The following is a 17,503-nucleotide window of genomic DNA, read 5'->3' on the forward strand; positions in this document are numbered from 1 at the left end:
GAATTAATGGAATTTCCGGAAATTCTTAAGCTCACGGACTGTGACGTGACAAAACCCTATGTGCCGGTTTGTGTCTGGGTAGACGCTATGGACGCCTTAGCATCCGGGGGTGCCACCTCTTATGACCAGATCATACAGGGCAAAGGCGAACAGAATGCGAAATTAACACCGGATTGGAGTAAGGCCGAAAAATTAGCAGCAGGAACCGATTTAGAAGCGGCGCTGTTGCAAGCCGGGATCAAGCAGTATGTGCAAGATGCATCTCGTGCCGAGGCGAAATACAGCGCAAAGAGCTATGCGCCGTACAAAAAGGCACTGGAAACTCTGGAGAGCCTAGCTTCCGGTGAACTCCAGGATGCGAACACACTGTTTAACGCGCTGCAGGAGTTTAAAGCAGCCCGAAACAACCTAGTCGATGCCAAGAAGGCAGCTCTCAAAGATCTGTTGGATCAGGCGAAAGAATTGAAGGAAAAGGACTATACAAAGGAGAGCTGGGACGCCCTGCAAAAGGCGGTAAAGGATGCATCGAAGACCTTCCACAAATCCATGGCGAACGAGACAGAGATTAAGAATGCAGAGAATGCGTTAAAGGACGCCATTGCCGCTTTGCAGAAAAAGGAAGATCCGCAAAAAGCACAAGCCTTAAAGGAGCTACAAGAACAATTGGCGGCGATTCGCGTTTTAAAAGAATCCGACTACACGTCGGAGTCTTGGAAGCCATTGGCATTACAAAAAGAAGCAGCGGAAGCCTTATTGGAAAAACAAAATACTACGGCAGAAGAGTTGAATCAGCAGGTGAAAGCCCTAAAAGCTGCTGTTGACGGTTTAAAAAAAGCTGCACCAAAACAGATGCCAATGTTAGATTCTAAGAATCAAGCACCGAAGGTGTGGAAGAAGAACGAAACGAAATCCTTTACTTGCCGTATTATAGCCCCCATGAAGAACTTAAAGAGTGTCGAAGTGGACGGTAATGAGCTTGCGAAGGAAAACTATACGGTCACCGAAGGCAGTACCATTATTACTTTAAAAGAGTCGTATATGAACTCTTTAGCGGCCGGTAAGCACACCTTGACGGTAGCCTTCAAAGAAGGCAACGGTTTCGCAGCAGGAACGGTCGAACACACCTTTGAGGTAAAAGAAGCTCAACCGAATCCGAATCCGGATCAACCAAAACCGAATCCGAACCCGACGCCGAACCCGGGCGAGTCAAAGCCGCAGCCGGCAGAAGTCTATTATGAGGTTCCTGTGGAGCTGATGCATGCCTATGAGAAGAATAAGCAGTCCATGGGAAACAAGGCATTAGTGCACACGGCGAAAGTATTTGTAACCAAAGATGGTTTGTCCTATGAATTGGAATTTACCGGCATGTCGTTTATGGGCATGTACGGTCACCTATGGAATCTCTTCTATCGCAACGAACCGTGCGGCGCGGAAGCATGGACACCGGCAGTTGTCTTGGAAGAGAAGAGCGACAAGGATTTGGAAAACAAGATGCGTAAATTCCCGTCCAAGTTCCGTTTAAATTGCACGGGAGAAGCGCAGAAGAACCTGCCGAATCTGAAAACAAAGAGCCGCATTCACGTAAAAGTTTGGGTGGACGCAATGGATGCGCTGAACAATGGCGCAAAGACCTATGACAAAATTGTTAAGGGCTCCGGAGCACAGAAAGCATATTTAGTATTTGACTGGAGCAAGGCGGTAAAACACGAATCGACGCAACCGGCACCGAACCCGAACCCGAATGAGCCGCAACCGAATCCGAACCCGAATGAGCCGCAACCGAATCCGAACCCGAATGAGACTAACCCGGGCAATACGGAGCAGCGCGGTTCGGGAACCTCCCATGGCACGCAGTCAAAACCTCAGGGCAACACTAAGGGGCAAAGCAACATTACAAGCAAGATTTATAATGTGCCCGTAAAACTTATGCATGCGTATGAAAATCGTCCATCGATGGGCAATCCGGCGCTGGTTAAAACTGCGCGTGTCATTTGTCAGTCGAACGGCAAAACGCAAGTGATTCTTTCCATCAACGGCATGGAGTTTATGAATATGTACGGCCACGTCTGGAATTTCTTCCATTATGTCGGAGGCAACCCGGTGGCGGCACAAGTCATGAAATGGCACAACGACAAGAACCTGGTCGGAAAACTGCAAAAATTCCCTTATCAGTTCAGTCTGTTGCGCAGTGGAAAAGAAAGTCGGATTAAAGTACGTGTGTGGGTGGATGCGATGGATGCTCTGAAGAATGGAGCAAAAACGTATGATAAAATCCAACCGGGCTCCGGCGCACAGGACGCGTATCTTGTTCTCGACTGGTCAAACGCCACGTTGATTCAAGAAACGCATAGCGCACAGATTGCGGGAGGCAAAGAAAGTGCTAATCCGGCATCCTCGCGTCAGGAAGGTATCGTAACGAATCCAAGTACTTCGGATTCCTCCCATATCACTCTTGCAGCAGCGGTTCTCATCGGCGGTATCGGTATCTTGGAACTGATGTATTACTTCAAGAACAGAAAGAAAGCGTAACAGCCTGATGGGCTAATAAACGCTATATTACAGGAGAGAAGCCACGAAACGGCATGAAAAATGCGGATTCGCGGCTTCTTTTCCTATTTTTTGGTATTATAAATGATGCTATTAGGAGGGAATGATGAAACGATTTCGCCTTTTTTGGCTGCTTTTAGGAATGGTAACGCTCGTTTTGGGCACCATAGGTATTTTCCTGCCGTTATTGCCCACCGTTCCGTTTTATTTGGCAACGGTTTTTTGCTTTGCGCGAAGCTCGGATCGACTTCATGATTGGTTTTTGCAGACTTCTTTATATGCGAGTACCGTCGGTACGTATAAAAAGCAGGGCGGAATGACATGTGGTATGAAAGCCCGCGTTCTGCTATTGGTCAGTGTGTTGTTTGGAATGGCCATCTTTTTCATGAGAAAGCACTGGATTCCTTGCGGCATCGTTGCGGTGGTTTGGCTGGTGCACATCTATGTTTTCTTGTTTCGCATCAAAACACTGAAATCGTCAGAATTGAAAAGGGAGGAGAAATGATAAAAAAAGAATTGCTGGCTTTGGTGCCGCAGGCCAAGAGGTATATTGCGCTGACAATACTCTGCCAGTGGCTCCAGTTAGTATCGCAGATTGCTATGGTGTTTTCTCTGTCTGCTTTTTTGCAAGCGCAGCTCTTCGAACAGGATCCGAGCGTTCTGGCTATGTGTCTTCCGGCGTTTGCTGCCGCCATCGTGTTGCGCTATGTCGGACAAAAAGGCCAGAGCCTTTTTTCTTATCGCGCCAGTGCGGATGTGAAAAAAGTATTGCGCGAAAAGTTATTTCAAAAATTGCTGCGTCTGGGACCAACCTATATGGCGCAGGTATCCACGGCAGAAGTGGTGCAGCTTTCAACAGAAGGCGTGGATCAGATGGAGAGCTATTTTGGTGGTTATTTACCGCAGCTTTTTTATGCTCTTTTGGCACCGATAACGCTCTTTGCCGTACTGGCACCGCGTTATTTTAAAGCGAGTGTCGTCCTTTTGCTCTGCGTGCCTCTGATTCCGCTCTCTATTGTTGCTGTGCAGAAAATCGCCAAACGTATTTTGGCAAAATATTGGAATTCTTATATCGGCATGGGAGATCACTTTCTTGAGAATCTGGAAGGCATGACCACCTTGAAAGTGTACGGCGCAGATGCCGAAAAAGCAGAGGAAATGGATGTCGAAGCGGAAGACTTTCGTATCGCTACAATGCGCGTTCTTACGATGCAGCTTAATTCCATTAGCGTGATGGATCTTGTTGCTTACGGCGGAGCTGCTATCGGTATGTTTTTTACCTGCCATGCGTTTTTGAACCATACTATTAATTTTTCCACTGCATTGAGCGTGGTACTGCTTGCCAGCGAATTTTTCCTGCCTTTGCGCTTATTGGGTTCTTTTTTTCATATTGCGATGAATGGGATGGCGGCCGCCGATAAGGTTATGCGCATTTTATCGCTCGAAGAGCCAAAAGACGGAACCGAGCCATTTCCGGACGGACAGGCGCAGCTCTCCATCAAGAATCTGTACTTTTCCTATCATGAAAATGAGCCGGTGCTGCAAGACATTCGCTTGACTTTCCCGGAGAAGGGGATGGTTGCAATCGTCGGAGGATCCGGCTGCGGAAAATCAACGTTGGCAAATATTATAGCCGGTAAGTATCGCAACTATGGGGGAAACATTCTATTCTCCAGACAAGAAGCTAAGAATATCAAAGCACGTAGCTTGCATCAGGCGATCGTCCGTGTTGGCATGGACAGTCATCTTTTTAAAGGCACGGTAAAACAGAATTTGCGTATAGGAAATTCGAAGGCATCCGAAGAAGATATGCGACAGGCCCTTGCGGCGGTGAAACTGCAAGATGAAATACAATCTTTCGGCGGCCTCGATGCGGCCATTGCTGAACGCGGTAGCAATCTTTCCGGAGGGCAAAGGCAGCGGCTGGTATTGGCGCGTGCGCTTCTGAAGCCTGCGAAATTCTACATTTTTGATGAAGTGACCAGCAATATTGACATGGAAAGTGAAGCCGTCATCATGGAGCAAATTTATGCGTTAGCCAAGGAAAAACCGGTGCTGTTAATTTCCCATCGCTTAGCCAACGTGGTTTTGGCGGAACAAATTTATTTGCTGAGTAAGGGAGAAATCGTACAACAGGGGACGCATGAGACGTTGATGCAAGAGAAAGGACTATATCGCGACCTCTATGAAAAGCAGGAGAGCTTGGAGCAATTCGGATGGGAGGATCATGATGAAGACAGATAAAGCTATTCAGCGACGCAGCAGCATTGCGATAATGCGCCGCATGGTCGGACTGATTCGATCCCTTTTACCCATCATGATTTTGGCCATTCTTTTTGGCGTAGCGGGTTTTCTCTGCGCGATATCTCTTACGGTTTTTGCGACTCAAGCACTTTTACGCGTCTTGATGGAGATGCATATCGTGGAGGGAATGCCAGGACTTCTTCAACCTCTATCATTTTCCACCCTGCTTGGCGTTATGCTTGTATTTGCAGTGTTGCGCGGTATTTTGCACTATGTAGAGCAATATTGCAACCATTTCATTGCCTTTAAAACCTTGGCGCTTATTCGCCACAAAGTTTTTGCCGCCTTGCGCCTTTTGTGCCCCGCAAAACTCGAAGGCAAAGAACGCGGTAATCTTATCTCTGTTTTGACCAACGATATCGAGCTCTTGGAGGTGTTTTACGCCCATACGATTTCGCCCATTGCTATTTGTCTTGTCGTTTGCCTCTTTCTTTTGGCGTTTTTCTGGCAATACCATTGGTCTGTAGCCATGCTTGCCCTGCTCTCTTATCTTGCCGTGGGGGTATGGATTCCGCTAAGAAACGGCAAGAGAGGCGCCGAGGCAGGTCTTTCTTTCCGCCAAAAAGCAGGCGATATGAATAGCTTGGTATTGGAATCCTTACGCGGGCTCGAAGATATTATCGCTTTTGATAAGGGGGAAGAACGCACAAAGCGAATCATTGAAGAATCGGATGCACTGTCGCGCGACGCTAAGAAACTGGCGGATAATGGCGGCACTCAGCGTGCCTTGACTTCTCTTATCATTCTTTTGGCGACCTTTGCGAACCTTTTTCTCACCACCTGGCTTTATCGCCATGGGCAGGTTAGCGTCGGTACCGTTGTAATTACCACAGTTGCATTGATGGGTTCTTTCGGCCCTACGGTCGCCTTATCGAACCTCTCCAATAATCTGACGTTAACACTGGCTTCCGGCGAGCGCGTACTGCGGTTATTGGAAGAAAAGCCGGAAGTGGAAGAAGTGCCGGGCGGTGGCGATGTAGACGTATCTTTTGAAGGCATGGCCGCGGAAGAGATCACCTTCAGTTACGGAGCGAGTCCGATTCTGGAAGATTTTTCTTTGTCGATTCCCCCCAAACAGATTTTGGGCATTCATGGACCGAGCGGATGTGGGAAATCTACATTGCTAAAGCTGTTGATGCGTTTCTGGGATGTACAAAAGGGTTGCATCACTTTAAATGAAGTGGATCTGAGAAAGGTGCCCGGTGCATCGCTTCGAAAAACGCAGAGCTACATCAGTCAGGACACACACCTCTTTAAAGCCACCATTGGCGAAAACATCGCCCTGGCAAAGCGAAATGCCACTGTGAAAGAGATTTCAGAAGCGGCAAAGAAGGCCTCTCTTCATGATTTCATCATGAGCCTGCCGAGGGGGTACGATACACCTCTTGCCGAATTAGGAGAAGGGCTCTCCGGCGGACAGCGGCAGCGTCTGGGCCTGGCGCGTGCCTTTTTGCAGGATGGGGATTTGATTCTTCTGGATGAACCGACTTCCAATTTGGACGCCTTAAATGAGGGATTAATTCTAAAAACACTCAAGGAAGAAGCTACGTCAAAAACGCTGGTATTAGTTTCCCATCGAGAATCGACGTTGCGCATTGCCGATATGCGTGTGCAGATAAAACCGTAGCGAAGTGTAAGATCCATCTGTCTCATGAGAAACCTTATGTACATCTATAAAAGATGTCAGACCAAAAACAGGAAAAAATCTCTTGTAGGCTAATCTAATGTAGCAAGACATATGTGATACTTTCAAAAAAATAAAAGAGGTGCTCTGATACAATGTGTTTAACCAAAACTCGTTGTATCGAAAGGAGCACCTCTTGAGTAAGATTATAACTGAAGAAATGAGATATCGTCAAAAAGCATGTGTCGTCAAATACGTAAAAAAGGCTATAGAAAGCCTCAAGCTCATCGTAAGAGCTATACACGCTATGAAGGGCTGGAAGGGAAGTTTCCGGGAGATAAGGTGCAAATAGACATCAAATATGTCCCGAAAGCATGTGTCCGCTTTCCAAACTATGGATTACGCTACTATCAGATAACAGCTATTGATGAATTCAGTCGAAAGCGTGTTCTAAAAATCGTTGATGAGAAGTCGACCTATGAGACAACTAAATTTTTAGATGATTTAGAAGAAAGAATGGGATTTTCCATTCATACCATTCAGGTAGACAACGGCTTAGAATTTGTGAACGACAATGATCGCACCAATCGGGAAAGTCGCTTTGAACTGGCGGTAAAGCAGAAAGGCTGGGTTCTGCGAAGGACAAGACCCTATTCGCCGTGACAAAACGGGAGAGTGGAGAGAAGCCATCGAGAAGATGGGAAAATCCTGTATAATCGACACATTTTTACAAGAAAAAAAGATTTAATAAGTCAGGTGAAAAAGCATGAGCGACGTTACAATACGACAGCTAAATACGTTCTAAATTTCAAAAGCCCGGAAGAGATTGTGCAATAGTATTTTGAAAGCTCAGTCGCTTAGGCTACTGTTTTTTCCGGTTAAAAAGAATAGGCACTTGCTTTCTCCCGGTCAAGGGACGCTCACTATGTTCACTCTTCGCCTTTGACAAGTCGAAAGCAAGTGCCTGAGAAATAACCGTCGAAAAAAAGGATAATTGTGTCAGATGCATCTTAAGAAGAATGTGTAACATATGTCTTGACAGTTAAGACATGTATTGTGGCGAAAGTTTAAAAAGTTCTTGAAAGGGGACATTACCTGTGTTACAATAACCTGGTATCGAATTTATGATTTCACGCTAAGGAGGTGAAAGCACATGGCCAATATCAAGTCAGCAAAGAAACGCATCGCCATTGCTGAGCGGAATCGTCTGAGAAATAAGAGCAAGCGGTCCGAAATCAAGACCTATATCAAGAAGTTTGACCAGGCACTTGAGGAAGAAAAGACGACAGATGCCCAGGAACTGCTCAAAGTCATTGACAAGAAGTTAAAACGTGCTTCGCTTTCAAGCGGAGTTTCGAAAAATGCAGCCAGCCGTCGGATTTCCAAACTTCAGAAAAAGCTCAACGAAGCGGTTGCTGCTCAATAATTTTAGCCGGACGAAAGAGTAACTTCATTTTGAAGTTACTCTTTTTTTATTTCAGTAACGGTCGGGGACCCCGGCCCGGACCTGTGATATAATTTCTATAATCGCCCTCCTTGTAGGGAGGATTTCCTATATGTATTCGCTACGCTTTTATTGAAGATGGTTAAGTTGCAAAGGGGTCTATATGAAAGACTTTTATCAAGATAAAGAATGGGATATGGCGGATACCAAGCCCTTCCGACCTGTCCCCGATCCGGCTGAGGTCTACCGGGATACGGAGGAGATGATGGCTGAAGACGGGGATGCCGGTTCCCTTAAGGACCGGAAGGACTCTTTCGACCGAGAGATGGAGGATGCCGCCCCTGACCAAGCTCAAGAAGTTATCTTCTCGGGAGAAGAAGAGGATGATTTCCAAGGACAGGAAAGCCTGAGGAATCCCGCCTATGAGATGAAAGAAAAAGCGGAAGACTCTTCCTTCTTTGTTGGCCTCCGGGACTGGATCCTCCCCCTGGTGGTGGCCCTGGCCCTGGCCCTGGTCATCCGGATGTTCATCGGTGGCCCGACCACGGTCAAGGGTCAATCCATGGAAACCACCCTTCATTCCGGGGACATCCTCCTGGTCTCCAAGATTCCCACCTATTCCGGCAGGTTCCAACGAGCAGACATCATTATCATGGACTCGCCTTCGGAAGCAGGTGAACTCTATGTCAAGCGGATTGTCGGTATGCCGGGGGAGACGGTGGAGATCAAGGATGGCCATGTCTTCATCAACAATAAGTTGCTCAAGGAATACTATATCCGCGACCTTCCGACGGGAACCTACAATGAAACGGTCTGGCAGCTCCGGGATGATGAGTACTTTGTCATGGGGGACAACCGGGAAGAAGGCGCCTCATCCGACTCCCGGCTTTTCGGGCCGGTGAAAGCCGACCAGATCGAGGCAGTCGCCCGCTTCCGGATCTTCCCCCTCTCCCGTATCGGGTCCTTTTATTAAATCTGAACCGTCTTTAACTATTCACCAATCTCCAATTTGCAATGGGGGTATCTTATGTCCCATGAAAAAACACAAGAGGGAAAAAAAGAATTTCGCCTGATTGATGGGCTAAAAATCTTCTTCCTGGCCTTGATGGTCGCCTTCTTGATCACCCAATTTGTGATGAACTCCACCCTGGTGGAAGGATCCTCCATGGCGGACACCCTCCACAGTGGGGACCGGCTTCTCGTGATGAAGCTGGGAACTTCCATCAACCGGCTCAAGCGGGGGGATATCGTCGTTTTTGACGCCCCGGGTGAAGACAAACTCTATATCAAAAGGGTGATCGCCTTTCCCAATGAATTTGTCCAGATCGAAGACGGCCTGGTCTATATCAATGGAAAGAGGTTGGATGAGCCCTACATCTCGACAGCCTATACCTATACTTCCGGGCCCAAGGAGTGGTACATCCAAGAGGGTGAAATCTTTGTCCTAGGCGATAACCGACAGAGGGGGGCCTCTAAGGACTCCCGGGTTTTCGGCCCCATCAAAGCGGAGGCCCTGGAGGGCCATGCCATCTTCCGATACTTCCCTCTCGACCACATGGGCGCTTTTTAGGAGACACCATGAACTATACCAGCCAACAAATTCGAAATTTTTGCATTATTGCCCACATCGACCATGGGAAATCCACCCTGGCCGACCGGCTCATTGAAAAGACAGAAGCCATCGCCAAGCGGGTCATGAAGGACCAGCACCTGGATTCCATGGACCTGGAGCGGGAGCACGGGATCACCATCAAGCTCAAGGCAGTTAAGCTTTTTTACCAGGCCAAGGATGGGCGGGAGTATGTCCTTAACCTGATCGACACCCCGGGCCATGTGGACTTTCACTATGAGGTTTCCCGGTCCCTGGCTGCCTGTGAAGGGGCCCTCTTAATTGTCGATGCCTCCCAGGGGGTGGAAGCCCAAACCGTGGGTAACACCTATTTAGCCCTGGAAGAGGACCTGGAAATCCTCCCGGTCATTAACAAGATCGACCTCCCCGGGGCAGATGTGGACTTTGCCAAGCATGAGGTGGAAGACATTCTGGGCCTGGAGGCCGACGATGCTCCGGCCATTTCCGCCAAAAACGGGATCAACATCGAAGATGTCCTGGAATACATTGTCGACCGGGTGCCTGCCCCCCAGGGCGACCCGGAGGCCCCCCTCAAGGCTCTGATCTTCGACTCCGTCTACGACCCCTACCGGGGGGTCATCCTCTTCGTCCGGATTGTGGACGGCCAGATTAAGGCGGGGGACCGTATCCGCCTCATGGCCACGGGCAAGGAGTATTCCGTGGATGAGGTGGGTTATGTGACGGAGGACCATATCCCCTGCAAGACCCTGATTACCGGGGACGTCGGTTATATCACGGGCTCCATTAAGAACGTGTCGGATGCCCGGGTGGGCGATACCTTAACCCATGCGGACCGGCCGGCTGACCAGGCCCTTCCCGGTTATAAGAAGGTCATGCCCATGGTCTTTGCCGGCATCTACCCCACCGAGTCGGAATCCGTCAACTCCATCCGTGAGGCCCTGGAAAAGCTCCAGGTCAACGATGCCGCCCTGACCTTTGAAAAGGAGACTTCCGTGGCCCTGGGCTTCGGCTTCCGATGCGGATTTTTAGGCATGCTTCATATGGAGATTATCGAAGAGCGTCTGATCCGGGAGTTTGATCTGGATATGATCGTGACGGCTCCTTCGGTGGTCTACAAAATCATGTTGAACTCGGGCAAGGAAGTGGAGATCCAGAACCCTTCCGACTTCCCCGACCCCACGGATATCCGCCACGTCAAAGAGCCTGTGGTTGACGCGGCCATCATGACCCCCAAGGACCATATCGGGGCCATCATGGAGCTCTGCGAGGAAAAGCGGGGGGTCTATAAAACCATGGAATACCTGGATGAGCGCCGGGTGACTATCCACTATGAGCTCCCCTTAAACGAGGTCATCTATGACTTCTTCGATGCCCTCAAGTCCCGGACCAAGGGCTATGCCTCCCTGGACTACGACCTCAAGGACTACCAGGTTTCCGACCTGGTCAAGCTGGACATCCTGGTCAATGAGAAGCCTGTGGATGCCCTTTCCCTGATCGTCCACCGGGACAAGGCCTATGAGCGTGGCCGGTCCATCTGCGAGCGGCTGAAAAAAGAAATTCCTCGCCACCAATTTGCCGTCCCCATCCAGGCGGCTATCGGCGGAAAGATCATTGCCCGGGAGACGGTATCCGCCCTTCGGAAAGACGTCATTTCCAAGTGCTATGGGGGGGATATTTCTCGGAAGAAGAAGCTTTTGGAAAAACAGAAGGAAGGGAAAAAGCGGATGCGGCAGATCGGCAATGTCTCCATTCCCCAGACAGCCTTCCTCTCCGTTCTCAAGTACGATGACGATGAATAAAGAAGAGAAACGAAGACAAAACAAAAAAGTCGCAGGAAAGAGCCTAGGCCTCTACCTCCACATTCCCTTTTGTGAGGAGAGGTGCTCTTACTGCGACTTTTTAACTTTTCCCAAGGTCCCCTTCCTCCACCAGGGCTATGTGGATACCCTTTGCCGGGACATTGTCCTTAGCCGGGAGGAGGGAATTTTTGAGGGAAGGACTGTGGACACCATCTATATTGGAGGAGGGACCCCCACGATCTTGACCCTTCCCCAGTTGGATCAAATTTTGACCACCCTCCACAGCCTTCCTCTGGATATCAGGGAGTGGACCGTGGAGGTCAACCCGGGGACCCTGTCCGACGAAAAGTTGGGCCTCTTCATCCAAGGCGGGGTTAACCGGATTTCCTTCGGGGTCCAGACTATGGATCCCGGCCTACTCGCTTTTTGCAAGCGGACCCACCGGTCGGAGACCGTTTACCGGGATATGGACCGGATCAGGAGCCGAGGGGCCGGGGACCTGGCCATCAACATGGACTTTATCTATGGGATTCCCGGCCAGGAGACTAGCCATATTGACCGGGACCTGGCCGCCATCCGGGTTTTGGACCCCGACCACATTTCCTGGTATTCGCTTATTTTGGAAGAGAAAACTCTCTTGGATTTTTGGATCCGCCAGGGGAGGGCCAAGCCTCTTTCCCCGGACCGGGAACTTATCCTGATGGAGAGGGCCTTCCGGGGTCTGGAAGACCTGGGCTACGACAGATATGAGGTCTCCAATTTTGCCCGGACCGGCAAGGTCTCCCTCCACAATCTCAAGTATTGGACCGGACAAGATTACCTGGGCCTGGGCCTGGGCGCCTCCTCCTACCTGAACCACCGGCGGTTCAAAAAGGCCAGGGGAATAGGAACCTATAGTAAAGAAATCAACCAGGGACGACCGGCCTGGACTGAGGAAGTCCGGACAGAGGACGACGATCTCTTTGAAGGCCTCATGATGGGCCTGCGAAAGCTTGCCGGGATAGACCGGGCCGCCTTCCGGGAAAGGATGGGGGTGGACCCCCTGGTCCGGTCCCGGGCCATTTTTGAAAAGGAAAAAGCCCTTGGGCTGGTGGATTGGACGGAGGAGACCCTCTTTCTAACGCCGAAGGGACTTGATCTTCAAAATGAGGTTCTTATGGACCTCATGGAAGACTTTCATCTTTCCTGAACCGGTGCTTGACAAAGGGGAGGGGAGGCTTTATACTATTTTTAGCACTCAATGATATAGAGTGATAACAAGAAAGAAAAAACTTGGCCCTGAGAGAAGAAGGGCCGGAAAAGCAGAGAAAGGAAGGACTGGATGAACGAAAGAAAATACTTTATTTTGGGTGCCATCCTTTCCTCCTATCTCCAGTCCAAGGAGCCCCTGGGGTCGAGAACTTTGAAGCGCCTCTATAATATGGATATTTCCGCCGCTACGATTCGGAACGAGATGAGCGACCTGGAGGTCCTGGGTTATTTGGAAAAGACCCACGTCTCCTCCGGTCGGATCCCCTCCCAAAAGGCCTATCGCTGGTATGTGGACCAGGTACAGGAAAAGGGATGGGTCCAGGATGAAATCCTCCAGCTTCCGGACAAGAGCTTGCTGAGCCGGACCGATGACCCCCAAAGCGTCCTGGACTCGGCCCTCAACCTTCTTTCGGATATCACCGGAACGGCAGCCTTCACCTATACCCCTGGACGGGGGAACGACCGCCTGTCCATGATCCGCTTCCTTCCTATGTCTGACCGGGAGATCCTGATTCTAATGGTCTTCCACTCCAAGTTCGTCCAGACCGACCGGGTCCATCTGAAAGGGACCTACGCCATGGACCGGCTCTTCCGGGCCGAGGAGATTTTCCAGAACCTCTTGGAGGGAAAGAACTTGGATGAGATCGCATCCTTCCTCCAGACAGGCCCCTTTTCAGGGACCTATGTCGCCGGAAACCTTCTGAGCGAGTTGGTTCCGGTGGTGAGGGACCGGGTGATGGCCCACAAGAAGCCCAACCTGGTCTTCAATGGTCTCTTCAAGCTTTTAGCCCTGGACGATTATGTTCCGGACAAGGCCATGGCCTTTATCCGGAAGCTCCAGGACGATCCGGACCTTTTGAACTTCCTGGCCGGCCTGGATGACCAAGACGGAATCCGGGTTTACATCGGTCAGGAGAACCCGGTGGATTGGCTCAAGGAGGCCAGTTTGATCATGGTCCCCTACCGGGTACGGGGGGACATCACGGGACGCCTGGGCGTCGTCGGCCCCATCGACATGGACTACCGACGGGTGATGAGCGATGTTTATCGGATGGGACGCTATATTAATGCCATTACAGGAAGACAATAGATAGAGAATTTTTCAAGAGATGAATGAAGGAGGCAGGGATGACCAAGAAAAGAAATGAGGCGGAAAAGCTGAAGAAGAAAGTTGAGATCGAGGATAGCCAGGAAGAAAAGGAAGAAAGGAAGGATTCCGACCCGGACCGGGAAAGTCCACAGAAGGATCCGGAAGATGAGGTTGTTGAAGCGGAGATTGTGGATGAGGAGGAAGACCAGGTCGTCCAAGAAGAAAAAACGGAGGAGTCCCCTGACCGGGCCCGACTGATCCGGCTCCAGGCTGACTTCGAAAACTTCAAGAGACGGACGGAAAAGGACCGGCAGGACACCATCAAGTACGCCAACGAGAAACTCATTCTCAAGTTGGTGGATGTGGTGGACAACTTCCACCGGGCCCTTGAAACGGAGAGGGAGGAGAAGGATTCCTTCTACGAAGGGATGGAACTCATCTTCGCCCAGCTGACGGATGTCCTGGAGGAAGAGGGGCTGGAAGCCATTGACCCGACCGGGGAGGCCTTTGATCCCAACTTCCACGACGCAGTCCTTTCGGAAGAAAGCGAAGAAGTCCCCTCCGGGCATGTGATCGAAACCATGCGGAAGGGCTATACTCTTAAGGGACGGCTCATCCGTCCGGCCATGGTCAAAGTGGCACAGTAAGGCAGAAGCAGAAAAGAATCCCCTGAAAAGGGGTCCAGATATAGAGACAATCAGGAAAATTAGAACCATTAGGAGGTTTTCTCATGAGCAAGATTATTGGTATTGACTTAGGAACAACAAACTCGGCTGTTGCCGTTATGGAAGGTGGGTCACCCACCATCATCCCCAACGCCGAAGGCAACCGGACCACCCCCTCCATCGTGGCCTTCACGAAAGAGGGCGAGCGCCTGGTCGGCGAAACCGCCAAGCGCCAGGCCATCATGAACCCCCACCGGACCATCGCTTCTATTAAGAGGGATATGGGTTCGGACCGGAAGGTTTCCATTGATAAAGATTATTCTCCGGAAGAAATTTCGGCCATGATCCTTCAAAAGCTGAAAGCGGATACCGAAGCCTACTTGGGCGAGAGTGTTAAGGAAGCGGTCATCACCGTACCGGCCTACTTCACCGATGCCCAGCGTCAGGCCACCAAGGACGCCGGACGGATCGCCGGTTTGGACGTCAAACGGATCATCAATGAGCCGACGGCTGCGGCCCTGGCCTATGGGATGGACAAGGAGACCGACCAATCCAAGATCATGGTCTATGACCTGGGCGGGGGCACCTTCGACGTCTCCATCCTGGAAGTGGGCGACGGGGTCTTCGAAGTTCTGGCTACCCGCGGGAACAACCGCCTGGGCGGGGACGACTTCGACCAGGTCCTGATGAAGTACATCAACGATGAATTTATGAAGGACCATGGAGTGGACCTCCTGGCTGACCCGACTTCCGACCAGCGTTTAAAGGATGCGGCGGAAAAGGCCAAGAAGGAGCTCTCTTCTTCCATGACCACCACCATCAACCTCCCCTTCATCACGGCCGTCAACGGCCAGCCGGTCCACCTCAACATGGACCTGACCAGGGCCAAGTTTGATGAACTGACTGCTAGCCTGGTCAAGAAGACCGAGCAGCCGGTCATGGATGCCCTGAAGGATGCCGGCATCTCCGCTTCCGACCTGGACAAGATCCTTCTTGTCGGAGGATCCACCCGGATCCCTGCTGTCCAGGAGTCCGTCAAGCGCTTGACCGGCAAGGAGCCCCAGAAGGACATCAACCCGGATGAGTGCGTGGCCATCGGTGCAGCTATCCAAGGCGGCGTTCTGACCGGTGAGGTCAAGGACCTCCTCCTCCTGGATGTTACCCCCCTGTCTCTGGGACTGGAGACCCTGGGTGGGGTCATGACCGTCCTCATCCCCAGAAACACGACCATCCCGACCAAAAAGAGCCAGGTCTTCACCACCGCTGCGGACAACCAGACCACCGTGGACATCCACGTCCTTCAAGGGGAACGTGAATTTGCCACCGACAACACCACCCTGGGTCGCTTCCAGCTGACCGGAATTCCGGCAGCCAGACGGGGCATCCCCCAGATCGAAGTTACCTTCGATATTGATGCCAACGGCATCGTCAACGTATCCGCCAAGGACCAGGGGACGGGCAAGGAGCAGAAGATCACCATCACCTCCTCCACCAACCTGTCCGAGGACGAGATCAACCGTCGGGTCAAGGAAGCCGAGCAGTTCGAGGCGGAAGATAAGAAGCGGAAGGAAGTGGTGGAAGCCAGAAACCAGGCGGAGACCATGATCTACCAGACCGAGTCCACCCTTAACGAAGTGGGCGACAAGGTCAGCGAGGAAGAAAAGAAGAAGGTCCAGGATAAGATCCAGGCCTTGAAAGAAGTCAAGGATTCGGACAATTTGGACGAGATCAAGTCCAAGTCGGATGACCTCATGGCTGAGCTCAACCAGCTTTCCCAGAAGCTCTATGAGCAGGCGGGTGGCCAGGCTGGACCCCAGGGTCAGGCTGACCCCGGTCAGGCAGGCCATGATGACGACGTGGTCGATGCTGACTATGAAGTGGTCGACGATGACGAGGCCGATTCCTAATCGGAAAGATGCTGACGAGGGCCGGAGCTTAGCTCCGGCTCTTTTTTCTTGGAGAAGGCGGGAAAGGGGCTTTTCCCTCCCCGGGCTTGTGGATTTTTGCCGATTTCCCTTATAATGGGTAGATATGAGCCATGAGAAAGGAGCCTGTCTTGAAAGATCCCTACCAGGTGTTGGGCGTTGAAAAAAACGCCGACAAGCAGACCATAAAAAGAGCCTACCGGACCAAGGCCAAAAAATACCATCCGGACCTGAACCCCGGAAATGAGGAGGCGGCGGAGAAGTTCAAGGAACTTTCCTCGGCCTATGATATTTTGCAGGACGATGAAAAGCGCCAGATGTACGACCGCTATGGAGCCGCGGCTTTTGAAAACGGAGGGATGGGAGGAGGCGGATTTTCCGGGGGATTCGGCTTTGATCCCACGGATATTTTCGGCGACCTCTTTTCCGACCTCTTTGGCGGGGGTGGCCGTCAGCGCCGCCAGGACCCCAACGCTCCCCGTCCGGGGGAGGATGTCCGTGTGGAGGTCAATTTAACTTTTAAAGAAGCGGTTTTCGGGACGACGAAAAAGATCAAACTCCGCCGCTTCCGGACATGCGACCACTGTCATGGAAAGGGGGCTGAGCCCGGCAGTGAGAAGAAGACCTGCCCCTCCTGCCAGGGGTCGGGGATGATGGCCCAGGAAGTCCGGACCCCCTTCGGCCGGATGGTCAACCAGACCACCTGCCCCCGTTGCCATGGGGAGGGCTTCATCATCGAAAAACCCTGTAAGGATTGCCATGGCCAGGGCCGGGTCAAGAAGGAAACCACCATCTCGGTCGATATTCCGGCCGGGGTGGATGATGGCAATATCCTCCCCATCCGGGGCCAGGGTCATGATGGGGTTAACGGCGGGGTGGCCGGGGATGTCTATGTCATTCTCCGTGTGGCCCCTTCGGAGGTCTTTACCCGGCGGGGATCCGACCTTTACTTAGACCTCCCCATCCGGTTCAGCCAGGCCGCCCTGGGCGACACCATCCAAGTTCCCGGCTTGGAGGATAAGCTCTCCTTTGACCTCCCGGCCGGCACCCAAACCGGCAGCCTGTTCACCATAAAAAAGGAAGGGGTTCCCAATGTCCGTTCAGGTCAGAAGGGGGACCTCCATTTCCGAGTCAACATCGTTACCCCCAAAAAACTCAACAGCGAGCAAAAGGAAGCTCTCCGGGCTTTCCAGGCGGCCATGGGGGAAGAGAGCGAAGAGTCCCACAGCTTTTGGGACAAGGTAAAGGACATTTTTGACTGAT

The 17,503-nt window shown here is 51.3% G+C and carries 14 protein-coding genes; all 14 read left to right on the plus strand.

The genetic code is table 11. The features are described from left to right. The coding region (locus HGKM_RS08245; protein WP_218916878.1) for a X2-like carbohydrate binding domain-containing protein at positions 1-2,529 on the plus strand (2,529 nt) is incomplete at its 5' end. Positions 2,530-2,653: 124 nt separating this feature from the next. Continuing rightward, positions 2,654-3,052 (plus strand): YbaN family protein, encoded by a 399-nt coding sequence (locus HGKM_RS04055; protein ID WP_019134061.1) that lies wholly within the window; start codon positions 2,654-2,656, stop codon positions 3,050-3,052. Beyond that, on the plus strand, positions 3,049-4,791 hold the full coding sequence (locus HGKM_RS04060; protein WP_019134062.1) for an ABC transporter ATP-binding protein/permease: 1,743 nt from the start codon (positions 3,049-3,051) through the stop codon (positions 4,789-4,791). Before HGKM_RS04055 ends, HGKM_RS04060 begins: the two co-directional genes overlap by 4 nt. Next, positions 4,775-6,478 (plus strand): amino acid ABC transporter ATP-binding/permease protein, encoded by a 1,704-nt coding sequence (locus tag HGKM_RS04065; protein WP_019134063.1) that lies wholly within the window; start codon positions 4,775-4,777, stop codon positions 6,476-6,478. Before HGKM_RS04060 ends, HGKM_RS04065 begins: the two co-directional genes overlap by 17 nt. A 237-nt stretch (positions 6,479-6,715) precedes the next feature. Continuing rightward, positions 6,716-7,138, plus strand: a complete 423-nt coding sequence (locus HGKM_RS09035) for a DDE-type integrase/transposase/recombinase (protein ID WP_019134064.1) — start codon at positions 6,716-6,718, stop codon at positions 7,136-7,138. A gap of 490 nt (positions 7,139-7,628) precedes the next feature. Next, positions 7,629-7,901 (plus strand): 30S ribosomal protein S20, encoded by a 273-nt coding sequence (rpsT, locus tag HGKM_RS04075; RefSeq protein WP_019134065.1) that lies wholly within the window; start codon positions 7,629-7,631, stop codon positions 7,899-7,901. A gap of 181 nt (positions 7,902-8,082) precedes the next feature. Continuing rightward, positions 8,083-8,892, plus strand: a complete 810-nt coding sequence (gene lepB / locus HGKM_RS04080) for a signal peptidase I (RefSeq protein ID WP_019134066.1) — start codon at positions 8,083-8,085, stop codon at positions 8,890-8,892. Positions 8,893-8,946: 54 nt separating this feature from the next. Next, positions 8,947-9,489 carry a signal peptidase I gene (lepB, locus tag HGKM_RS04085; RefSeq protein ID WP_019134067.1) on the plus strand — a complete coding sequence of 181 codons (543 nt, stop codon included), beginning with the start codon at positions 8,947-8,949 and terminating at the stop codon, positions 9,487-9,489. A gap of 8 nt (positions 9,490-9,497) precedes the next feature. Next, positions 9,498-11,309 carry a translation elongation factor 4 gene (gene lepA, locus HGKM_RS04090; protein ID WP_019134068.1) on the plus strand — a complete coding sequence of 604 codons (1,812 nt, stop codon included), beginning with the start codon at positions 9,498-9,500 and terminating at the stop codon, positions 11,307-11,309. Then, positions 11,302-12,498 carry a radical SAM family heme chaperone HemW gene (gene hemW / locus HGKM_RS04095; RefSeq protein WP_019134069.1) on the plus strand — a complete coding sequence of 399 codons (1,197 nt, stop codon included), beginning with the start codon at positions 11,302-11,304 and terminating at the stop codon, positions 12,496-12,498. The genes lepA and hemW overlap by 8 nt, the downstream gene beginning before the upstream one ends. 132 nt (positions 12,499-12,630) lie before the next feature. Continuing rightward, a complete protein-coding gene (gene hrcA, locus HGKM_RS08250; RefSeq protein WP_019134070.1) occupies positions 12,631-13,650 on the plus strand; it encodes a heat-inducible transcriptional repressor HrcA in 1,020 nt (339 codons plus the stop codon). A 38-nt stretch (positions 13,651-13,688) separates the two neighbouring features. Continuing rightward, complete coding sequence (gene grpE, locus HGKM_RS04105) at positions 13,689-14,297, plus strand: nucleotide exchange factor GrpE (RefSeq protein ID WP_019134071.1); 609 nt, start codon at positions 13,689-13,691, stop codon at positions 14,295-14,297. 83 nt (positions 14,298-14,380) lie between these two features. Next, on the plus strand, positions 14,381-16,222 hold the full coding sequence (gene dnaK, locus HGKM_RS04110) for a molecular chaperone DnaK (protein WP_019134072.1): 1,842 nt from the start codon (positions 14,381-14,383) through the stop codon (positions 16,220-16,222). A 149-nt stretch (positions 16,223-16,371) separates the two neighbouring features. Then, on the plus strand, positions 16,372-17,502 hold the full coding sequence (gene dnaJ / locus HGKM_RS04115; protein WP_019134073.1) for a molecular chaperone DnaJ: 1,131 nt from the start codon (positions 16,372-16,374) through the stop codon (positions 17,500-17,502). Position 17,503 lies beyond the last annotated feature (1 nt).

The sequence above is a fragment of the Kallipyga massiliensis ph2 genome (assembly GCF_000311985.1).
Lineage (GTDB): Bacteria > Bacillota > Clostridia > Tissierellales > Peptoniphilaceae > Kallipyga > Kallipyga massiliensis.